A 22,347-nucleotide genomic window follows, 5' to 3' on the forward strand; every position below is an offset into this window, starting at 1 on the left:
CATTATTGATTTCCTAAATCTTGAACAGTGACACTGCCGGTTTGCCATCTTGTTAATTGTTGTTGCCAGTCGTTAGTATTCCAGCTGAGCTGATCACCAAGAAATATTGCTCGATTTAACGACTTAATTGCTAACATGCGATCCCTTGGTATTTTTTGATTATGAGCCAGGGCTAACAAGTAATGATATTCGGGATTGTTTTTTTCTTTGGTTGCAATATGTTGTAAATATTCCATCGCTGTTTGTGGATCTTTCAATTGATCTTGGTCAGTCCCAAGCATAATCGCTGCGGCACGTCTTAATGCAAAAACATGGCCTTGCTGGGCGGCTCTATTTAACCAAAATGCCGCTTTTTCTTGGTTGTATGTTATCCAAGGGCTGATTAAAAATAATTCCCCTAGTCTATATTCTGCGTTAGCAAAACTTTGTTTTGCTGCTTCCGATAACCAATAAATCGCAGCAGGTATATCATTTAGTTCTTGGTAAAGCTTATTGGCATAGACATATTGAGCCTGGGCTACGCCTTGGGTTGCGGCGCTTAACAATAGCTGATCTACTTGTTCTGAGGTTTGAGTGAGACCTGGGAAATTCATTAAGGTAATAGCTAATTGATATTGATCGCTTGGGTTGTCGCTATCACGAGTATTGATTAGCACTTTTGTAATGCTTTTATAGACAGCTCTTGATAACACTTCAGCCAAATCAATTTTTCTTAAATGATCGACACTGATGCCTAAAGTAATACGTTTATGTATGGGTATAGGGGTATTATTAATTGTTGATGGAGTGTAATGACTTTCTGCTAGTTTTCTTAAGGCAATTAAGGTATTTCCCCATTTTTGTACGACTTCAATATCACGTACACTGCCGTCAGTTTCTACTAATATATCTGCGATTAAGTAAAATGGTCGATTACTTTGTGAGGTTAGTGAACTTGAAGGGCTATAGCTATCGTCATTGAAAAATTCATCTTCTTCAAAATCTGCATCCTGTTCAAATTCCCAAAACTCATCTTCAAGGTTTGAGTGGGTGATATCATGTATGCCATGGGTGATTTTACTACCAATTAACTCATTACGTAGGGTAGGGTAATAAGTGGTGTTGATGTTCGCCTGACTATGACTTTCGGAATATTTATCTAATAACTTTTGGAGTGAAGCTTGTTGTACTTTTGTCAGCTGTTTAGCTAAATAAGCAGCACTGACTTTACTCGCAGTATCACCATGATGTGCGGCTAAATTAAACCACATAGTCGCAATAACTAAGTCTTTTTCTACACCTTGACCTTGGTAATACATCACACCCAAAGTATGCATAGCTCTGGAATTACCGATTTGTGCTGCCAGTTGGTATTGGTTGTTAGCTTGGTTGAATTGCCCTTGTTCATATAACCAATCGGCTTCAACAATATTACCTTTTGTTTTATGTGCAACAGCTAGGTAAAAAGAAAAAAATATGAATAAAGTGATTGGCAGGCGTGACATGGTTTACGTCCTTTAAAGGAAAGAGCTGGCTAGGCCAGCTCTATAAGGGGATAACTACTTTTTGCCGTTGTAGTAATCAAAGTTCCAGCTATCCATAAAAGATCGAGTCCGTGAAGAGTTAAATAATGCTTCAGCTTGTTTTACTAGATCTGGATTTTCTTGCGCCACATTGTTCTGTTCTTGCGGATCAGTCGTTAAGTTATACAACTCAATGGCAGTACCATTTTTAGCCTTTTTGTTAAAGAAACGAATCGCTTTCCAGTCGGCATTTTTTTGATTTTGAATACGTATAGCTTGTTTATGGCTGCCGTTCCAGTGATGAAATTCCCAATATAGACTATCGTGCTCTTGCTGACCGTCTTGGTTTAACAAAGTGGGCAAAAATGAAATACCGTCTATATCCTTTGGTGCGTCAATTTCAACTAAATCAGCCAGAGTAGGTAACACATCCCAAAAAGCAGATACGTGGTCAGACACTTTACCGGCAGGAACTTTGTTAGGCCAACGAGCAATAGTAGGCATTCTAATGCCACCGTCATATAAATCACGCTTGTACCCACGAAATTTACCATTACTGTCAAAAAACTCTAAATCGGCTCCACCCTCAAAACTAGGACCGTTATCGCTCGAAAATATGACTAAAGTATTTTCATCAAGACCTAACTTTTGTAGTTTGTTTAATACTAAGCCAATGCCCTGATCAATATGAGAAATCATTGCCGCACGAGTAGCGCGAGGTTTAAATGCAGGAAGATAATTTCCATCAGATTTACCATCATATGGGGTATCTTCAAAATGAGAATATTTAGCTATTTCTGCATCAGGTGCTTGTAATGCAGCATGAGGAGCTGCATAAGACAGATATAAGAAAAACGGTTTGTCTTTATTGCTGTCAATGTAATCTAATGCTTCATTGGTGAGTCGATCTTGAGCAAAATCACTACGCTTGAACTTAGCATAACTGGCCTCATCATTTGGATCATCGCTCGCTGAAAGTTGTCCATGAGAGTCAAGCGCTTCGTTGTTCAAGGGGAATCTTTCTTCATTTTGCCATAAGTGAGTCGGGTAATGATTATGTGCCTGTTTTTGATCTAAATAACCAAAGAAATAATCAAAGCCTTGCTTAGTTGGGACGCCATAAGAGCCCGGACCACCTAAGCCCCATTTGCCAATAAGAGCTGTGGTATATCCTGCTTTTTGCATGATTTTAGCTACAGTTGTTGTGTTTGGCTGTAATGGTAGTTGGCCAAATTCTTCTTCATCAGAAAAACCACCTAATTCAAAGTTGCCACGTATTTGTCCTCGTCCAGAGTGTTTACCTGTCATCAGAGCTGCTCTTGAAGGAGCACAAACTGGGTTACCAGCGTAATGTTGGGAAAAGGTCAATCCTTCGTCCGCCATACGCTGTAGGTTAGGGGTTTTGATGAGTTCTTGCCCATAAGGTTCGATATCACCAATGCCCATGTCATCCACTAAAATATATATGACGTTTGGTTTGTTCACTGGATCCTGTACCACTGTTTCAGTGCTTTTTTCACTGTTATTTCCACCGCAACTCATAGTGAATAATGCAATGCTTAAGGCACTTAACAGAGGTAGTGTTTTATGTAATTTGTTGTTATTTATTTTCATTAGTGTTGCCTTTCTTATTGTTTATACGGCTTAAATGAGAAGGAATACTGATAGTCCAAATAAGGAATTATATAATCAGACAAAGGTTCCGCTCCCCAAGTATTTGTGCCACCGATACCACGTTGTAAATAATCAATATTGATAAATATTCTTTGTTTATTCTCTAATTCATGAGGATGTAAATTTTTGATTTTTGCGTCCCCTTGCTTGGCGTGATAATCAGCTGTATCGTAATACTGAGCCCCAAATCCTAGTAAAGGTTGTCCGGTAAAGGTAATGCCTTTACCTTCTTTATTAGAAAATGAGACATGGCGTACATCAGTACGATAACCATTTTCTTGTGGTCGCACATAAGGTACGTATAGGTCTTCAACGTTGCTGTTAAATTGGCCAACATGTGCCGATGTATTTCTATCTGAATAGTTTTCGTGGGGTCCACGGCCATACCAGTTCACATCAGAGTACTGCTTGTCTAGCTGAAATAATGTACCTAAACGTGGTATTTCAGATTGTTGTTTATGAGGTGCAGCATAGAAAAACACATCAACCTTCACTTCACCATTACCAAATATATGATAGGTGGTGAAGTAACGGCTCTCTACTGCGCCAAGATAATGCTCTATTTCAACTTTGGCTTGATACTTTGACTCTTTTGTTAGTTTGATAGCTACCAATTTGCTACTTTTTCCTGCTTTTTGCCAAGGAGCAAACTTATCGCCATAACCTTTAATCGGTAAATCATTGTCTACTGGTGCTCGCCAGAAGTCTGGGCGAGCAGAAGCTTTCAATAATTCGTCACCAAAATATTCCATGGAACTGATTAAGCCTGACTTTTTATCAATACTTAAGTTGAAATTGCGACCTTTGAATAGGTAGCGTTGTTCTTTATCACTGACAGATAATCTAACATCAGTTGGCTTTTCTGTAGGAGCTTCTATAGTTGGCAATGCTAATTGTGACCATGCGGTAATATGCCCTTTAGAGATCAGGCCATTGTTATGGTCGCTAGTCACTTGTACATTTAAGAAATATTCTACTCCAGCTTGACGCTCTGTTGCGTAATCGAGTGATATTTGTTGTTGTTCTTGGGCAGCGGCAGTTAAAGGTATACCTTCACCCTGTGCCACTTGCTTTCCATCAGCCAATAACTGCCAAGCTAAGCTGTGACCATCTAAACTGGCGAAATAGTGTTTATTACTAATAACAAGTTTACCGTTGGTAATATCATCACTACTAAAGCCAATATTTTGCTGAACATTTTTTACTTCCCACAAGTAAGGGTAGGGAGTGCGGTCAGCAAACACTAATCCATTGGCTGAGAAACTTAATGAGGATACGGTTGCTGCGGGCTCTAAATCGCCACCGTAACCCCAAAAATCATTTCCCTGTAAATCTTGCATAGCAAAGGTTTGATCAACCCAATCCCAAATAAAGCCGCCTTGTAGTGATGGGTATTTTTCAAAACTATCCCAGTACTCTTTAAAGTTGCCTAATGAGTTACCCATAGCATGTTCATATTCAATTAAAATCACTGGACGACTGGTGTCAAGTTTGCGTCTTGCATAACGCTCTATATCACCAATAGGAGCATACATCTGTCCATAAGCATCTGTATGACGGCGCATTTGCGCTTGTTCAGAAATAACAGGTGAATTGGGTTCCTGTTGTTTAAGCCAATCATAAGTGGCTTCTAAATTAGGACCATCCCCAGATTCATTACCTAATGAACGCAGAACTACAGATGGGTTATTTTTGGTCGCGTGATACATATTACTCACTCGGTCAATATAAGCCGCAGCCCATTCAGGCTTGTTCACTAAGTGATTGTTAGGGTTATAAGCTTGGCCTTGGTTTGCTGCACCTATACCATGAGATTCGGTGTTTGCTTCGTCCATAACATACAAACCATAAATATCTGCCAAGTAATACATGTAGGGGTCATTAGGGTAATGAGCCATACGTACGGCATTAATGTTGAATTCTTTCATCAACTTCACGTCTTGTAACATTAGCTCTCTGGATACCACATGAGCGGTAACTGGGTCGTGTTCGTGACGGTTTACTCCTTTAAATAAAACCGGCTTACCATTGATTAAGATATTGCCATTTTTAAGCTCTGTAGAACGAAAACCTAATTTGTGACCTATGTGTTCAATTGCTGCGCCTTGATTATCCATTAGCGTCAGTTTTAGATCATAAAGGTTGGGTTGTTCAGCACTCCATAAATCCGGAGTTTTAACTTTAGCTGTAAACTCTACTAACCCATTTTTATTGGCTGATAGTTTCTTAATCTTTAGCTTTTGTTCAATTAAGGTTTGTTGTTGATCATCCAATAATTCTACTTTTAATTGATAACCACTAGCTGATTGAGTGTGTTTATTATCAATTAATGCGCTGAGTTGTAATTCACCATTGGTATAATTATCAGTCAGTGTGGTGTAAGCATGAAAATCTTTTACGTGAACTTTAGGCGTGGCAAATAAATACACATCCCGTTCAATACCACTGACACGCCACATATCTTGGCATTCAAAGTATGAACCATCAGAATAACGATAAACTTGCATTGCTAATTGGTTTTCTCCAGCCTGTAAATATTGGCTTATATCGAATTCAGCTGCAGTTTTAGAGTCTTGAGAATAGCCTACTTTTTTACCATTAACCCATAGGTAAAAAGCTGATTTGACTGCGCCAAAATGGACAAAAACTTGTTTTTGTTGCCAATCATCAGGCAAGGTAAAGGTTTTACGGTAGCTGCCTACTGGATTGTAATGACTCGGCATTTCAGGCGGCACAGCTTTAGCTTTAAAACACTGGTGAGAGTGATAAAAAGGAGTGCCGTAACCATTGACTTCCCAGTTGGCAGGCACAGCAATTTCGTCCCATTTACTGTCGTCATAACTTGTTTTGAAAAAATCGTTTGGTTTCTTTTTAACTGTTTCTACCCAGTTAAATTTCCACTTTCCATTTAATAACATATGGTTAGCTTGATCCCAAGGGGTCTTTGAAAAAGCCGATTGGGCATTATCAAAGCTATAAAAAAAGCTTCTGGCTGGTTCTTTGTTTACTCTGAATACTTCAGGGTTTTGCCATTCTAGTGTTTGCGCAGCTGCTGGCAGTGCAAACGCCATCGTTATTAAAACACTTTTAAAAACACGCAGGTGTTTAATCATTTTTCTACCTTGTTCTAGTCTGTTCACTTGTATAAGTCATTGCCATTAATACGTATAGCTATATAACCAAGTGCAAAGCAGTTCCCGTAATAAATTTTCACATTTACCTGTAAATGTGAAATTCCTGTTAGAAATTTAATACATATAAATGAGGTTTTGATTGACTTAATTGTCTTGTAAGTTACAGATTTGACAGATTATTTAAGGCAATGAATTAATTATGATAGGCATAAAAAAAATTGTATCTCATGTTGCTATTCTGTGTGTATTGACCAGGGGAGGGTGGGTAGGTGTGGCTAGTGCGACAACTAAAGAACCCGTTCCAAAAAACTTACCAAATATTATTCTCATTTTTACCGATGATCAGGGCTATCAGGATATCGGTGTGTTTGGGTCACCAAATATTAGTACCCCTCATTTAGATGCAATGGCAAAAGAAGGCATTAAATTTAAGCAGTTTTATGTGGCATCGTCTGTTTGTAGTCCTTCACGAGCCTCGATTTTAACCGGACGATTGGGGCATAGAAACGGTGTAGTCAGAGTGTTAAAACCTGATTCACTGGGTTTACCAGCATCTGAAGTCACTATTGCTGAAATGTTAAAACAAAAAAATTATCAAACAGCGGCGATTGGTAAATGGCACTTAGGTGATTTGCCGGACTCTTTACCTACTGCTCAAGGTTTTGATTATTATTATGGCGTGCCTTATAGCAATGATATGTATATAGGTGCCACTCACAGTTTTTCCGAAAATGTAAAATTTAATCAGCAATACAATTTAGAGAAAGCCGAAGCCGATCAAATTAAAGTGAGAAGTGGTAACAATCTATATAAAAAGCTAAGACCTTTAGGGGTAATGGATATAGTACCTTTGTTTGAAAATGAGAAAATTATTGAATATCCCGCTGATCAAAGCAGGTTAACTCAACGTTATTTTAATAAAGCACTGGGGTTTATCGAAGCAAATCAAGACCAGCCTTTTTTTGTTTATTTAACCCCCAACATGCCTCATACACCTTTGCACGTTTCAGAACAATTTAAAGGTAAAAGTAAGCGTGGTTTATATGGCGATGTGATTGAAGAAATAGATTGGAATGTGGGCCGTTTGCGAAGCCACCTAGACAAGTTAAATTTAACAGATAACACCTTAATTATTTACACCTCTGATAATGGTCCATGGTTAGCTAAAAAAGAGCATGGCGGATCTGCTTTGCCATTTAAAAAAGGTAAAACCACCAATTTTGAAGGGGGAGTGAGGGTACCTGCTGTAGCCGTATGGCCAAACAGAATTAAAGCCAATCAAATCAGTACAGATATGGTGAGCGCCATGGATTTATTACCTACCTTTGCCGCTCTAACTGACGCGAAATTACCTGCAGTGATAATTGATGGTCAAAATATTGAAAATCATTTAATCAATACGGATGTACCCACAGCTAGAACTGAAATTATCTATACCCATTATGATGGACTGGCGGGTATTAGGTTAAATAATTGGAAATATATGCGCCCTGGAATGGATGCTTTATGGACTAACGCACCTAACACTACTTGGTTGTATAACTTGAATGAAGACCCTTCTGAGAAAAACAATCTGGCCAATAAGTTTCCTGAAAAAGTCAAACAATTAGAACAACGATTAAAGCTAGTTGAACAAAGTTTAACGCTTCCATAATTTGAGAAATAAGTGTGAATAAAACAATAAAGATGTTGGCAAAAAGAACAATAAACAATCAGAGACTAAGGTCGGTATTGTTGTGCGTGCTTCTGGGAGGTTCATCACTGCAATTGTTGGCTGCAGAAATAGTCTTAAAAGCAGGAGCATTAAAACAAAAAATAGATATTGTAGGGGGCGACATGGAACGCTCTGCTGATGCCCTTGTCAATGCCGTCAATAGCGATGACATTCTTGATTGGTATTTTGACGATATCCATATGCCTTATTGGCGAGTTGGTATAAATAAAAAGCAAGAATTGATTGAAGGTGAGGCTAACTTCAATATCTACCATAATCAAATTGATGTGATGCAAAGAATCAAAACAAAGAGTCCGGATACCAAATTTTGGGCCACATTAATTACAGATTACGACGGCTATGGTACAGCTAATAATATGCCTAATTGGGTTTATACCGGCGGAGGATATAACGGTGGGAACTACAACCCTAGTGCATTTAAAGCCGCTAAGTGGGCTAGGTTTTTAGCCGATTACTTAAAGTTGATGAATGACAACGGCGTGGCTATTGATATTTTGTCGGTATCTAAAAAGAATGGTTAAAAGTGATGACCCCTAGTAATGAACACAACACCATTGAACAGTTAAAGATCCTGCTGCAAACCAAAACCTATGCTGGGGTGCCTATGCCTAAAATTAATGGCCCTGCTGCATGGGGAGTCAAACAAGGCACCAAGTTTGTGAAAGAAGTGGCAGAACTTGGTGTTAAAGATGACTATGCTGGGTTTTCAGCCCATACATATGATGGTCCATCACAGGCTGATTGGCACTCGTTAATCGCAGCTGCAAAGGTTATTGGTAAAGCTGTGTATAACGAAGAATCTAATTCTGCAGGTGGAGGCCCTTTTAGCGGGAAAGAGCCGCCAATGACCAATGTCACTAGGATATATTCTGGCAAATCTGAAGCTTATCGTGCCGGTTTAAAAGGGGAAGTGTTCTTTGAGTTATGGTCTCGAGGTTTTAGCAAAGAATCTCGCTCTGTCTATTTTAAAAAAGGTCAAAAAGCCGAGCGGGGCCGAGGGTATTGGATGACCAAGGCGTTCATTGAAGGGGTTTATAATACACATTACATCGCACACCAAAACTTGGGGGAAATAGCAGATATTAAGGTTATGGCCTTTTCTGATGATAAGCAAATAACTGCTTATGTCATTAATAACTCTACAACCAAAGCTTATAATAACGTGCTTGTTAATGTATGGGATAAAATCATTAGCAGTAATGAAATTAAGCTAAAAATGTGGAACAACAATACAAGTATTAAAGGCAAGGAGTCGTCTATAAAAAGAATCGACCTTGAAACCTTCATGGTGGATATTGAACCCAGCACTTTGTCTATCTATACATTGCAAATAGAGTAGCTTGTTTTGTGGCAGTAAACTTTCAGTACTGCTACTGATTTTGAGGTAATCTTATTGATAATTGTCTTATGCCATATCTATTTTATATTTTCCTAATTTTGAGGGGGAGCTGATGGCTGCCAAAGGAGTACAAGTGAAACATTATTTATTAAATAAACAAGCATTATTGGTTATGGGCGCAAGCATGGGCTTTATTATAGGTTTAGCTAGTTGCGCGCCACAACACTCTGCAATGAATGGCGAGGCATCCAAGCAAGCAAGCGTGATCATTGATGCTCAACATATAATAGGTGAACAGTCGCCATTATTTTTTGGTGGTAATAATATCTACCCTAAGGGCGGTCAAGGTTTGCTATTAGAAAGTGGCGAATTTAACCCTGAGACTATCGCGTTATCCAGCGAACTTGGCTTAACAACCTACAGGTTTCCTGGTGGTTCAGAAGGGAATTTGTATAAATGGAAACGAGGAATAGGGCCATTATCTGAGAGAATTGATAATGTCAGTGGTAATAACCGTGGACCACAAAGTAATGAATTTGGCAGTGATGAATTTGGTCGATTATTAGAAACCACCAATTTTAAGCATGGTTTTATGATGGTGGCCTATGGTTACGAAAAACCTGATGATGCGGCAGATTGGGTTGAGTATATGAATAGCCCGGTGGGAGCTAATCCTAATGGTGGCAAAGATTGGGCAAAAGTACGAGCTGAGAATGGCCATCCTGAACCATATAACATTAAATATTGGGAAATTGGCAATGAAGTGTATGGTAACTGGGAATTAAACTGGGGATCATATCCAGATAAATTTGATGCCAAACGAGGCACAGGTAATGCTCCTGTCGATAATGTAGCAGGTAAAGCTGGCACCTTACCATTTGGTGATGCGGACCGTTACATTCACGGGGGCTATCGATACTTTGAGCAACAAAAAGCAGCGAGTGTCAGTTCTTGGCAGGACCAACATATCAAAACTAATGGACAAGCTAATCAGCAACTCTTTGTAAAGTTTCCGCCTGTTGACTTAAGTCAAAACGATTTGCCTTTTATTCTTAAAGTCGGCGATGAAGAATGGCAAAAAGTAACTGATTTCAGTTTATCTAAAGCGAATAGTAAACATTATGTACTCGAAACTGAAACAGGTCAGATAATCTTTGGTAATGGTCAAAATGGACTTATCCCGCCAAGCGGAGAGTTTGTATTCGTTAATTATCGCAGTGGTAAACAACCTGGTTTTATTGAGTATTACCAAAAAATGAAAGCGGTTGATCCCAGTATTGTGGTGCTGTCTTGTTTTGAGAAAGAATCATTTTATCAAGGTATGGCCGAAGTGAATTCACCTTTTGATGGTGTGGTAAAGCATTATTATCCTAGCACCCATAAAAACGTGTCAGAATCTAAAAAATATGAAGCACAAATAGCCAGGGGCATGGGGATAGAAAGGCCTATTAAAGAGCATAACCATTGGTTGAAGCAATTCAAAAATTCGGCTATTAGTGGCACAGAAAAATTATGGATAACAGAATACGGGCTACGCGGACATGTTAATCAGGTGGCGACTATGCACACTGTTATAGGCAAAAAAAGTCAAGAAGTGGCGGCGTTATTAGGCCATTCCCTGTTTTTGAATAATAACACCCCTATGGTTACCGATGATGGTGTGATTAGAGCTCGAGCTTTACCTATTCCTATGTTTAGTAAACACTCTGAACAGTATGTTGTACAAAGTGAGGTAAAGGTTGCCCCAACAAGATTAGGTAAGCAGCTTCTGCCTGGGGTGTTAACAACTGCCGCAGTTGATGCTAAAAAACAGCATGTTAGTGTGGTGTTGACCAACACCAATGGACAACAAGCTGTGGATACCACTGTTCGTTTTGAAAACTTACAAGTGGCTCAAAATACTCAACTTGAAGTGTGGATTTTGCGTTCTAATACTTCTAATCCAATTGATGATAATCGCATTGGACAGCTGAATAATGTTAGTTTGACTTTACTTGAAACCAGACCGTTTAAGTCTGAGTTAAGTATACAATTACCTGCTGCCAGTTCTGTGGTCATTAAAAGTAAAGTAACGAGTGATAAAGCACTTTAAATCACTACAGTTGTTATAGGTTTTTTCTTATAGATCTAGGTATTTTAAATAATGATGACTTTATTGCAGAGTAATAAAGTCATCATTTATAAAAAAATACTTTCATAAGGATCAAGACTAAATGCCAAATTTTCTTATGTGTTCGCCTACTTCAGTCAATGAAGCAATGTCTTGAGGATCAAAAGAACCATCTCCTCTAGGTGCTAAGTTAAGCAATAAATTACTATTATTATATGTTTTAGCGGTTTTTAACTTCTTGAAGATAGCTTCTGCCCCTGGGTGTTTACCATCAAACTTCTTGGTATAACCCCACCCTGCGATATGAGAACAAATCTCAATCGGTTTCTTAGCGTTTAACATTTGTTTCTGAACGTCTGGGCGCTGTTCTAACCAGTGAATTTCAGGTGCATAGAAATCTTCAGTACCTAAATAACCTGTTTTATATGATATTAATGTTTGTGGTTGAAGGTTGTGGATCAAGTCGTACGTATCCTGCATTCTGAACTGAGCTGTGTCTCCACTTTTCGGCACAGCATGTCCGTCTAACCATATGTTCGCTATTGTGCCATAGTTGGTTAACAATTCTGTTAATTGTTCGTGCATGTATTCGATGTAAATATCTAAATCATGCTCGCTGCCATATTTATAATAGTTTTCTTTAGGATTATAAGTAGGCCGAGCGTGTCCTCCCCATTTATCATTGTTAGCTGCATGAGGATGACGCCAATCTCGGCCGTGTGAAAAATATAAACAAAGTCCAAGACCTTTTTTATCACAAGCAGTGGCCAATTCTTCTACTAAGTCACGTTTAGCTGGGGAATTAACACTATTAAAACTGGTTGTCTTAGTATTAAATAAGCAAAAACTGTCATGATGCCGGGTGGTTATATTGATATATTTCATGCCAGCCATTAAGGCTAGATCAGTAATAAAATCAGCGTCAAAATTTTCTGCTGTAAAACGGTCTTTCAGTTTTTCGTATTCTAATACAGGAATCTTTTCTTTTATTTGCACCCATTCCCCTCTGCCTAATAAAGAATACAAACCATAATGAATAAACATGCCAAATTTGGCTGCGGTAAACCAGTCCATATTGGCTTGTTTAGGATCAGTGGTATATGTGCCTTCAAATCCGGATAAGTAGTTTGGTACCGCAATTTTTTTAGACGCGCAAGACATTAATGGTGTAGCAAGTAGTGAGGCTCCACCATAACCCATGAACTTTAGTAATGTACGACGATGCATTTTTATATTTTCCTATTTTTATATTTCCTAGTTATGTAAACAGTTCTCTGCCTTAAATCCGTAACTTCTAGCAGCTAAACTATTATAAATTTTGTTCAGCAAGAGGGTAATCCGCCCTATCTATGCATAGCTGCGTTGGATTCTCTAGCAATAGTCAGCTCTTAGGTACGAAACACTGCCTTGCTATAAACGATAAATTTCGTCACTGAAAGAGTTCTAACATAACCTAAAATGAATACATGGACGTAAGGTACTGAATTTTTATAAGCATTAAACTAATACTACACTTATTAACTTGAGTTCAGGGTATTTAAAAATTTGACCAAAATTAATCCAACTTTTGAGTTCGAGCAACGCAGAGTAAGCTCATCTAAAACTCGCCTGAAAGGAATGCCCCAGCGGCTTTTGCCCTGCGTTCTCGGCATTTCAAAGGAAACAACCATTCCTGCACAAAAATGTCTGAAACATTTTTGAACAGCTCCGCTGGCTTAAGCGAAAGGCAGGATGCCAGAAGTATACCGACGCCTTGTTCAAAAACAGCTGGTCGCATTCTGAGATATCACTTATCAATACGGATTAGAATTACTTTTAACTCGATAGTGTAAGTCTGAGTTTGGGATGAAATTATCTGCTACTAGCTCGATGGTTATTTAAACTAAAGGTAATTTTAATTAACTGGCTGGGTATTTTTACTAGGCTGCTGGAATACCTCAGAAGTTTAATGTTTTGTCATCCTTACTTAAAAGTTTTTGTATAACAACACCTTACGTAAGGTGTGCATCACGTTTTCTGAGAAGTAATTGTCTCCACCGATTGGTATAACCTAAGAAATTTCAGTTATCATGAAAATTCAATATTAATTGAGTGTTTTTTATATAAACTATTTTTACGGGTTTGCATTTGCATATTGTTAATTAATTGTTCCAATAAAGTAAAAAAGATAAAGGAAAATGTACAATGAACAAATTTAAACTTCTCGCAATAAGTAGTTTAATCACCTTACCACTTATAGGGTGTGGTTCGAGTGACGATGATAAAGAAAACGTATTTTCAGCGGCGAATGCTAACGTTGATTATTATGGCCCTACGCTCACTATAACGGGCGGCGATAGTATTGAAGTTGCTGTAGATTCAACTTACGCTGATTTAGGCGCTACAGCATTTGACAATGTAGATGGTGATGTGACTAGTAATATCGTCGCCATTAGTAATGTTGATACCGCAAACCCTGCCACATACTCGGTCGTTTATACGGTTGTAGATGTTGTTGGTAATGAAACAAGCGCTACAAGAACGGTTACTGTTCCAGATACTATACTCCCCGTAATAACGCTTAATGGAGACGCAACAGTAATCATTCCCCTAGATTCAAGCTATACTGACGAAGGCGCGACCGCTTCTGACAATCCCGATGGCGACTTAAGCGCTTCCATTGTTGCTGATGTCAGTAATGTTGATACAAGCACGCTTGGTGAATACACGGTAAGTTATAATGTGGTTGACGCCGCGGGTAACGAAGCGATAGAGCTTATTAGAACCGTATCGGTACAAGATATAGCCGATGAAATAGCACCTGTTATCATGGCAGAAAATACTCATGTTTCAATTGATGAAGGTGCTGTGTTTACCCCCGTTGGAGTAACCGCGGTTGATGATGTTGATGGTGATATAACAGACTTAATTGTAAGCGACACAAGTTCTTTAGATACTAATACTGCTGGTGTATACCCAGTAACTTACAATGTAAGTGATGCCGGTGGCAACGATGCTGAAGAAGTAGTACAACAAGTTCATGTAATTCCCGTAATTGCTGATGTAGACATTGTAATGGATGTATTGCCAACACAAGCTAAGCAAGCCGTTGAATTTACAGGGTCTACCGAGTCACAAGCTTCTCAAATGTTTGCTACTAATAATGGCACTAAAATGATAGACCATATGTTAAACACTTTGGGTCTAGATATGGTGCATTTTGGTATTCACCCAAGTATTGCTATTGACGATGCCGTATATTCTGATATTCAAACCGTAGCTGCTTATGCAAAAAGTAAGGGCATGAAAATAATCGCATCTGTATCAGGCTCTAAGGGAGCTTGGGGTTCAAGAAATGCAATTGAAACGGGTAGACTTAAATACAGTCAAATTGCATCTTGTGAGTCACCGTGTGATGATGATTTTTATGGTATCGATTTAAGTGATTATGCTACATACCTTGATACTTATTTAACGAACATGGCGGCGGCTGGCGGTGCTGTTGACTACCTTGCACCATTTAGTAATGACGAAGTAGACGCGATAGATTATCAAACCTTATTGGCGGCTATGACCGGTGACGATGCATTAACTATTATTGGACCAGAGTCGTATAATATTGTAGATGCTGACATAGAGTATGCGGCTGTTGCTGACCACGTAGACATTGCCGGAGCAGAGTTTTTCGATCACGCTTCATTACGTGTTTATGAACAGCAAGACGAATGGAATGAAATAGCCGCTGCGGCAGCAAGTAATTCTGTTCCTCTATGGTTCACACAAAACCAAAGTTGGCTTTCAGAAGGTGGCAATGCAAATGAGCAGACCGTTTTTGGTATTGCACAGTTTATTCCCGCTATTAATGCTGGTGCTGAACGTATAATTTCAGGTCAATATGGAGCTGTGTTTGCTTGGTTTAATGGCGGTAATACTGGGGTGCGAGGCAACGCAATTAAAAACTTTGTTGAAGGTAGTAAGGGTAATGTTGTTGACTCAATAGTATACAGTGAAGAGGTTAGAGGCACTGCGTTTAGAGAAAATGATACGCTATATGTGATGCTGACCAATACCAACAAAAACGTAACTGTTGATAGCGTGGTTACTGCACTAGGCGAAAGAAAAATTGCCGTTCGCTTACAAGAAGGCGAAACAATAAATGGGGATGTAGTGACCTTACTTTATGGTACGGGTAAAAATGGCGGAACAATAGACACAACTGTTAATGCTGAAAACAATATCATTACTTTCACCCTACCTTTGTCGACTTATATTCGATTGGCTGTTCCATTAACGCCAACGCCATAATAGTAGGTAAACATATAGTGTAATAATCTAATTATTGTACAATATGGTTCGAAAAATTTTAAAAACCACCAAACTTAGTTGTTCGGTGGTTTTTTTATTGGTACATCTTGCCCTTCAGCGTCATCATGAAAAACATACTATGCTTAGCTGTTTCTTTAGGAATGAATATGTTTATCAGAAGTAATATCTCATGGAATTTGAAAACTGTACTATATCTATGCTTGCTGCTTATCATTTTCTTCACAATGAAAGCACATGCTCTTGCTAATAATATCAAAATGCTGTCGAATATTGCCTATGGTGAACATGAAGACCACATTCTGGATGTTTACTTTCCATCTGTTAAAAAGGTAGGTTCACCGGTAATATTTATGGCCCATGGCGGTGCATGGAGAATAGGGAATAAAGACTCTTCTGCAGTTGTGAAAAATAAGGTCGCTCACTGGGTAGCCAAAGGCTTTGTTTTTATTTCAGTCAATTATCGTCTTTTACCTAAAGCAGGTCCTACGGAACAGGCGGAAGATGTTGAAAAGGCAATACTTTTTTCACAAAAAAATGCACATAAATGGGGTGGATCGCCAAACAAGTTTATCTTAATGGGCCATTCATCGGGCGCTCATTTAGTTTCGCTTATATCAGTCCATCATAATGCAATGTTAACACCATGGTTAGGCACGATTGCCTTAGATTCGGCGGCTTATGATGTTGAAAAAATAATGAAATCGTCCTCAACATTAAGGTTATACAAAAAGGCCTTTGGAAAACTTCCGGACTATTGGAAGAAAGCGTCTCCATTCCATGGTTTGAAGAAAAAGTTGGCTCCATTTTTGGCTGTTTGTTCATCGAAACGAAAAGACAATGCCTGTGCTCAAGCTCAAAGCTTTATTAACAAAGCCAATACATACGACTCGCAAGCTAAGCTACTACAGGTTGCTTTTTCACACAGGGGAATAAATGTAGAACTGGGAAAAGACTATTGCTATACGCAAGCCGTAGATGCATTTCTAAAAACGCTTCACGCTAGTGCTACGGGAATGCTCGTTAATGAAGTAACTTCAAAAGCGATGCCCGTTAAAGAAAATTGTGCCCTAGTAATTAAGTAAATACATAATTAAGGGGCAAAGAAGTCATACTTTTACTTTTTTGAGTTGGCTGCAATTTTTTGCTCGCCTACCTTAATTATCTTTTGCAAAAATAACTGGAAAGGTGTTTCATGGGATTCAATCTCGCCAAAAGCTTCTGTAAATCTTGATCTAAAGGCACTGGGTGTGCGTTTAGCGTTTCTTGAGGTAACAGAGTAAAAGAACTCGCTTAATGGCTCAGGCTTGAATTCATACAAATAACGGACAAAAAATGGATAAAACGCCTTCATTTCATTTTGTCTTTTGGTTGATGAATTATTTCCAACAAATGAGACTATTTCATGAACGCTTGGTATCGAGCTCTTAGCGCTGATTTTTTTTATTGCCACGATACTTTGTAAAAGATAATTATCGGTTTGAGGACCAAACTCTTTTTCCGCACTAGCGAACAGAAAACTGCCATATAAACCATTGAACAACCAAGCTGGTCGGCCTTTCACTTTTCTTTCCAAACCGTCGGCGTTGGAAATTAGCTCAACAGTATTTCTGGTAGTATTTGCAACTGGAAACGCTTTATTGTTTTTTGCTAGTACTAACACTACATATTGACCATTAGTCTGTCGGTTATCTGTGGTGAACTTTTGTCTTTGTTGATGATTTTCGAAATAAACCGCTACAAGTTTTTCTTGTAGTTTCGCCGGTGGTATATCTAGCGCAATTCTAAAGCTCAGCATCGATTTATATATTTTTTCTAGTAATGTTTTTGTGTGCTTGGCAAACTTATTACTTTTTCCAACAGTAATAATACTCCAGTGGGCAGTTTCATGGAGCTTAATAGCGGTATTATTATTGTCTTCTAATGATGCTTTAATTTGCGTGGCTAAAGGTGCTGTAGTTAGCTTTGAAGACAATAATTGCTTTACGTACTTGCGACTGTTATGGCGTAAGTGTACTTTTTCAAAACGCAGTTGATAAGTGTTCATTTTTGCCTTTGAAAGGCTTAATGCAGATAAATCAGAAAGGGAGGTTTGTAGCTCACTTGCATGCTGCCCAAATTTATTCTCTTCTTGTGTGAGCTTGTCTAATAGTACTTCTTCAGCGGTGCTATCTTTGCCTAGTTGTTTAAGGGTTAGGGCGTAATTTTCTGCGGCGTTTAATCTATTGGCGTCGCCTTTAGAAAATAGGTTTTGGCTGAGTTCATATACTTTTTTTGCATGGGGTAAACTTGTTGCAAAATCACCTGATTGAGCATATTTGGCAAAATTAGCAAAAGACTGTTTAAATTCCGCTTTTTCATCGGCTAATAGAAAGCTACTAAAAGATATGAGTAAACTTAAGCTAAGTGACTTGGCGATAATGTTCATTTTACATTCCTATGTAAGATATACCTTACTTGAGGCTAAACTTACCTCTGCACGTTTGATTTAGTTCAGAAATTCATAGAATTTATGCTAGAAACAAATAGCATCAAAAAAATAGATAATAAAAAAGGCCGGCAATAAATTGCTAGCCTTTTTTTAAAGCATTAACTGTTAGTTAAACTTATAGTTTACGCCAAACGTATAGAATCGATCTGAGTACGTTGTAGTATCAGTTAACTGAGAATCGGTTCTCCAACGGTGAGCGTTGGTTTTTAGTATGTTATTAATAGTGAATTGTATTTTTAAGTTTTGATTCACTTTATAAGACGACGAAAAGTCAGCGCGTAAGGTATCATCATAATAAACGGCATTACTGTATAATCCGCTGTTACTATAGTATTTACTACGGTAATTGGCTGATAAACGAACGTTGTAGCGTCCTTTGTCGTAGAATATTGACGCATTGCCTGAGTGTTTAGACAACTGGGGGACAGGTAAAAGTGACCTATAGTCTGTTAGTATCACACCATTAGCTAGTGGACCTTCATCACCTAAGGCTAATAACTCATCAATAATTTCTAACTGAGAAGAGTAATTAGAAGGAATGGTTTGTCCTGCATATTCTACCGGTAGGTTTTGCAGTGATGATAAATTTATCTCTTCTTCTGTTACTGCATCAAGGAATATAGGATCAGGTCTAGTACCCTCACTATAAGTATAGTTTAAAGAAAACCCTAAACCACTCCATGCGCCAGGTAAAGAATCAAGCCATTGGGTGTAGCCAATTTCAATGCCTTGACGAATTGAGCCCTGACCATTATGACTTTCACGAGCTCGCCAAAGTTCAAATCCTGGAACTTGGGATACAGATTCACCTAATAAGTAGGTCTCGCCACCGCCTAGGTTACTTTCTACACCTACAAGTTCGTTAGCTGGATCAGTAGGTACCGCAAATACGACTCGTCTAGTGATTAGGTCGGCCTGAACTTTACGGTAGAAAAATGCCAAACTGGCCATATTTCCTTTGCCCCAATAGTGTTCAAAGCTTAAATCATAGTTGTATGATAATTGTGGATCCAGAGCAATATTACCAATAGCAGTGCTACCGCCACGAATACCAGGACAAGCATTTACAGAGCCGTTATAATCATTGGCAATGGCGTATTGCTGCGCAAGTTGAAGGTTTTGCTCTTCTTGGGTCAAGTCGGGATTTGGAGTGCCTTTATTTAAAATGCCAATGCCATATGGGTTCTCTGGATCGTATACATTACAACCACTAAATCTATTTAGCTGTGCTGTGGGTAATAACCTTGCTAATGCAGGGCGTACCATGGTTCTCGCTGCAGCTAAACGTACTAAACCTAAGTCTTCATAGGCAAAAGCGATATTCATACTAGGTAAAAAAGTATTGTAACTATTGGTTCTTGTAGTCGCGACAGGAGCATTATTTTCGTCCACGGCTTCGTACGTTTCTGCGGTTATTTTTGTTTTAACTGCTCGCACACCAAAATTTCCGCGATAGGTAAGTGAACTTGATATGTCGCCATTTAAATTCATCATTGCATAAGCGGCGCTGGTATCTTCGGTGATAGTATAAGATTCACCAGCATTTTCTACATAGCCAACCTCATTAAAGCCTGAGATTTCATTCCATAACTCACGATTGTCACGATACATATCTAAGTCAAAGGCGACCCATGAAGGTATATTGGCATATTCAGAGAAAAAGCCATCGTGAACACGGTTGATACTATCGCCATATTTTTCGGCCAATTCAACTGCTGACATAGGTTCTGAACAAGCGGGGCTTTCACCTTCAACATAACCGCCAGCGCTATAGTTTCTTCCACAAGTAAAGCGATAACGACTGGTATTTTCCATGACATCTTGTGCGACACGGGCACCAAATTGGACTGATTCAAGTGCGCCATAATCTACAAAGTAGTCAAAATCGAGTTTCGCTGCCGATGTTGTTGGACTACGCGTCCATCCATCGTCCTGTGAACCGTTTAAGCGCCAAATCCTAAGATCTGTAGGATCTTCGCCACCACTTAGGTTAAGATACAACGCTCTGGGGTCAGACAAGTCTATGGACAAATTTGAACCTTCTTGTCTTACCGCAATCGCTTCGTCAGTGCCGTTAAGGCTCGGGTCTTGAACCAGTGAACGATGATCGCCAGCACTATCTGGGGTACCAGTATAAGCGTTGTATCCAAAAGCAATATAATGGCGTTCAACATCAGATTTCGAGTGTGCAACTTCGCCTTCAATAGTTAGGTTATCTAAATCCCACTGACCTTTAAGGGCTAAAGTTGTTTGTTCTGTTGTGTTATGTCCCGCTTGTGCGGTACTTCGGTTTAAGAAACCAAAGGAACTATCAAAAGCTGTAATAGGCGTAACAGGAGTAGTTTCACGAGAAAAATCGTCATATCTCATCAATTCGGTGCCAAGACTAACATTACTTAGTGCATAAATATTTGTTTCATCGCCCAGCACGGTATCTGGTACCATCGTATTCGTCTGTGATTGTATTAGTAATACATCGGATGTCGAGTGATTAAGGGTCTTATTCTGGATAAAATCTACAGTATATGAAGATGTGTCATTTGGCGCCCATTGAAAAGTTGCAGCAATAGCCGTTTTCTTATTTTGTGCGTTTTGATCGATTAATGTAAAGTTATTAGGACGAAATACTCTTCGAGAATCTTCAGTTTCACAAAGGCTTTGGTCTTGTGTTGTGTAGCCATTTCCATTTGATCTAAATACTGGGCAAACTTCACCCCAGTTCGAAACTCGAATAACTTCCCCACCTTTTTGGTTGTCATTGTATGTTAGATTGACTAAGGCACCAAAATCACCTAAAGATGTATCACGCCAGTTTTTTACTCCGGTAAGATTTAAGTTAGGGAAAAGCTTATCGGCTTCGTCACCGTATTTGGCTTTTGCATTTACATTAAGAAAATCTTTTTTAACTTGTAGTGGGCGTTTTGTTTTTAAGTTTATTGTTGCACCTAACGAACCCTCAGTTTTAGCAGCAGTGGGGGATTTTATTACTTCTAATGTATCGATTAATTCGGAAGGAATATCTGAAAGGTTAACTTGCCTATCGGGCTCACTGCCTTCACCACCCGCAACACTGCGGCCGTTAAGTTCAATACGGTTTTCACTAACCCCGCGAACTTGGAAAGAACTAGCACCACCATTTTCGCCAAAAATAACTTGTACACCGGTAATACGCTGCATAGATTCAACAACGTTTTCATCGGGGAAGTTACCTACATCTTCAGCGCTAATAACATCTATTACACTATTGGCATGCTTCTTTATTTCACTTGCACGCATTAGGCTTGATCGTAGGCCAGAAACTTCAATTACTTCAAGTTCGAAATCTTCGTTTTTTGCGTTAGTCCTGGTTTGGCTTGCGGTTTCGCTAACAGCTGTTACCTCTACCTCAGTTTCGTTTTCATCTGTGGTTTGGGCATACACTGGATTTATAGCCGTTAGCACCGCTACGGCTACTAAAGTGGGCAAAGTATTCCAAGGTTGTTTCATCGTGAACTCCGTTATTATGTCGCTCAATGGCAATTTTGAAGTTTGCATTATATTGAGTAAATTTATTTTTATAGTTTACAAGAGCGTAACGTTATATATGGTTGAACTGCTCTTCTGTAACATCAATATAACAATTCAATTGCCGTGAACCCGTAAATATTTTTTAAAAATAATTGTTACAATTTTTTTGTATCCTTTTTATTGATGATTATGAATAGTATGAAAGAGTATTAATTGTACCAATATATAATGGTGGTATGTATTTGGTACAGTATCTTATAATCTGTTTTATGGGTAAGTTACTATGAAGATCTTGTTATTTAGCCTATTAGCCGTATACCAGAGCCAGTAATTATATCTTTATTATTAATAAGCCTTTGACTCGTCCACATTCCGTAAGCACATTTACTTTATTCATTATGTAGTTGTCTTGGTTTTTAATGGGTCTAGGTGTTAAACGAGTGTTAATAGTAAACTGTAAAAGTTATATATAACTTTACAATCCAATCTGAGCCCAGGATAAGCCGAACGCTCTTCTTCAAATTGTTTGGTATTAGCTACAAATAATTGCTTT

12 protein-coding genes are annotated in these 22,347 nt (G+C 38.7%); 6 read left to right on the top strand and 6 right to left on the bottom strand.

What is annotated here, in order from left to right; all coding sequences use genetic code 11:
- Positions 1 to 2: 2 nt before the first annotated feature.
- The 3 genes from GQR87_RS09095 to GQR87_RS09105 are packed head-to-tail and all read right to left on the bottom strand — an operon-like array spanning position 3 to position 6,247.
- A complete protein-coding gene (locus tag GQR87_RS09095) occupies positions 3 to 1,484 on the bottom strand; it encodes a tetratricopeptide repeat protein (protein WP_158968599.1) in 1,482 nt (493 codons plus the stop codon).
- A 54-nt stretch (positions 1,485 to 1,538) separates the two neighbouring features.
- Positions 1,539 to 3,116 carry an arylsulfatase gene (locus GQR87_RS09100; protein WP_158968601.1) on the bottom strand — a complete coding sequence of 526 codons (1,578 nt, stop codon included), beginning with the start codon at positions 3,114 to 3,116 and terminating at the stop codon, positions 1,539 to 1,541.
- A gap of 14 nt (positions 3,117 to 3,130) precedes the next feature.
- On the bottom strand, positions 3,131 to 6,247 hold the full coding sequence (locus GQR87_RS09105; protein WP_158972948.1) for a glycoside hydrolase family 2 TIM barrel-domain containing protein: 3,117 nt from the start codon (positions 6,245 to 6,247) through the stop codon (positions 3,131 to 3,133).
- A 262-nt stretch (positions 6,248 to 6,509) separates the two neighbouring features.
- Here GQR87_RS09105 and GQR87_RS09110 point away from each other — a divergent pair, with 262 nt between their 5' ends.
- From GQR87_RS09110 to GQR87_RS09125, 4 genes are all read left to right on the top strand, one after another.
- Positions 6,510 to 7,964: a sulfatase gene (locus GQR87_RS09110; protein ID WP_158968603.1), complete on the top strand. Its 1,455-nt coding sequence runs from the start codon at positions 6,510 to 6,512 to the stop codon at positions 7,962 to 7,964.
- Between the two features lie 14 nt (positions 7,965 to 7,978).
- Positions 7,979 to 8,566, top strand: a complete 588-nt coding sequence (locus GQR87_RS09115; RefSeq protein WP_158968605.1) for a hypothetical protein — start codon at positions 7,979 to 7,981, stop codon at positions 8,564 to 8,566.
- Positions 8,567 to 8,571: 5 nt separating this feature from the next.
- The gene (locus GQR87_RS09120; protein WP_158968607.1) at positions 8,572 to 9,384 is read left to right on the top strand and encodes a hypothetical protein; all 813 of its coding nucleotides are present in this window, start codon (positions 8,572 to 8,574) and stop codon (positions 9,382 to 9,384) included.
- A gap of 112 nt (positions 9,385 to 9,496) precedes the next feature.
- Entirely contained in the window at positions 9,497 to 11,476 is a 1,980-nt protein-coding gene (locus GQR87_RS09125) for a hypothetical protein (protein WP_233267440.1), read from the top strand.
- Between the two features lie 117 nt (positions 11,477 to 11,593).
- Here the strand turns inward: GQR87_RS09125 and GQR87_RS09130 are convergent, their stop codons facing one another.
- On the bottom strand, positions 11,594 to 12,721 hold the full coding sequence (locus GQR87_RS09130; RefSeq protein WP_158968609.1) for an alpha-L-fucosidase: 1,128 nt from the start codon (positions 12,719 to 12,721) through the stop codon (positions 11,594 to 11,596).
- A gap of 957 nt (positions 12,722 to 13,678) precedes the next feature.
- Here GQR87_RS09130 and GQR87_RS09135 point away from each other — a divergent pair.
- Both GQR87_RS09135 and GQR87_RS09140 read left to right on the top strand, forming a co-directional pair.
- Positions 13,679 to 15,778 carry a DUF5011 domain-containing protein gene (locus GQR87_RS09135; protein ID WP_158968611.1) on the top strand — a complete coding sequence of 700 codons (2,100 nt, stop codon included), beginning with the start codon at positions 13,679 to 13,681 and terminating at the stop codon, positions 15,776 to 15,778.
- Between the two features lie 125 nt (positions 15,779 to 15,903).
- Positions 15,904 to 16,881, top strand: coding sequence for an alpha/beta hydrolase (locus GQR87_RS09140; RefSeq protein ID WP_158968613.1), 978 nt, complete (start codon positions 15,904 to 15,906; stop codon positions 16,879 to 16,881).
- A 32-nt stretch (positions 16,882 to 16,913) separates the two neighbouring features.
- Here GQR87_RS09140 and GQR87_RS09145 read toward each other — a convergent pair whose 3' ends face one another.
- Both GQR87_RS09145 and GQR87_RS09150 read right to left on the bottom strand, forming a co-directional pair.
- Entirely contained in the window at positions 16,914 to 18,224 is a 1,311-nt protein-coding gene (locus GQR87_RS09145) for a tetratricopeptide repeat protein (RefSeq protein ID WP_158968615.1), read from the bottom strand.
- A 168-nt stretch (positions 18,225 to 18,392) separates the two neighbouring features.
- A complete protein-coding gene (locus GQR87_RS09150) occupies positions 18,393 to 21,773 on the bottom strand; it encodes a TonB-dependent receptor (RefSeq protein ID WP_158968617.1) in 3,381 nt (1,126 codons plus the stop codon).
- Between the last annotated feature and the right edge of the window lie 574 nt (positions 21,774 to 22,347).

It is taken from the genome of Paraglaciecola sp. L3A3, from assembly GCF_009796765.1.
Lineage (GTDB): Bacteria > Pseudomonadota > Gammaproteobacteria > Enterobacterales > Alteromonadaceae > Paraglaciecola.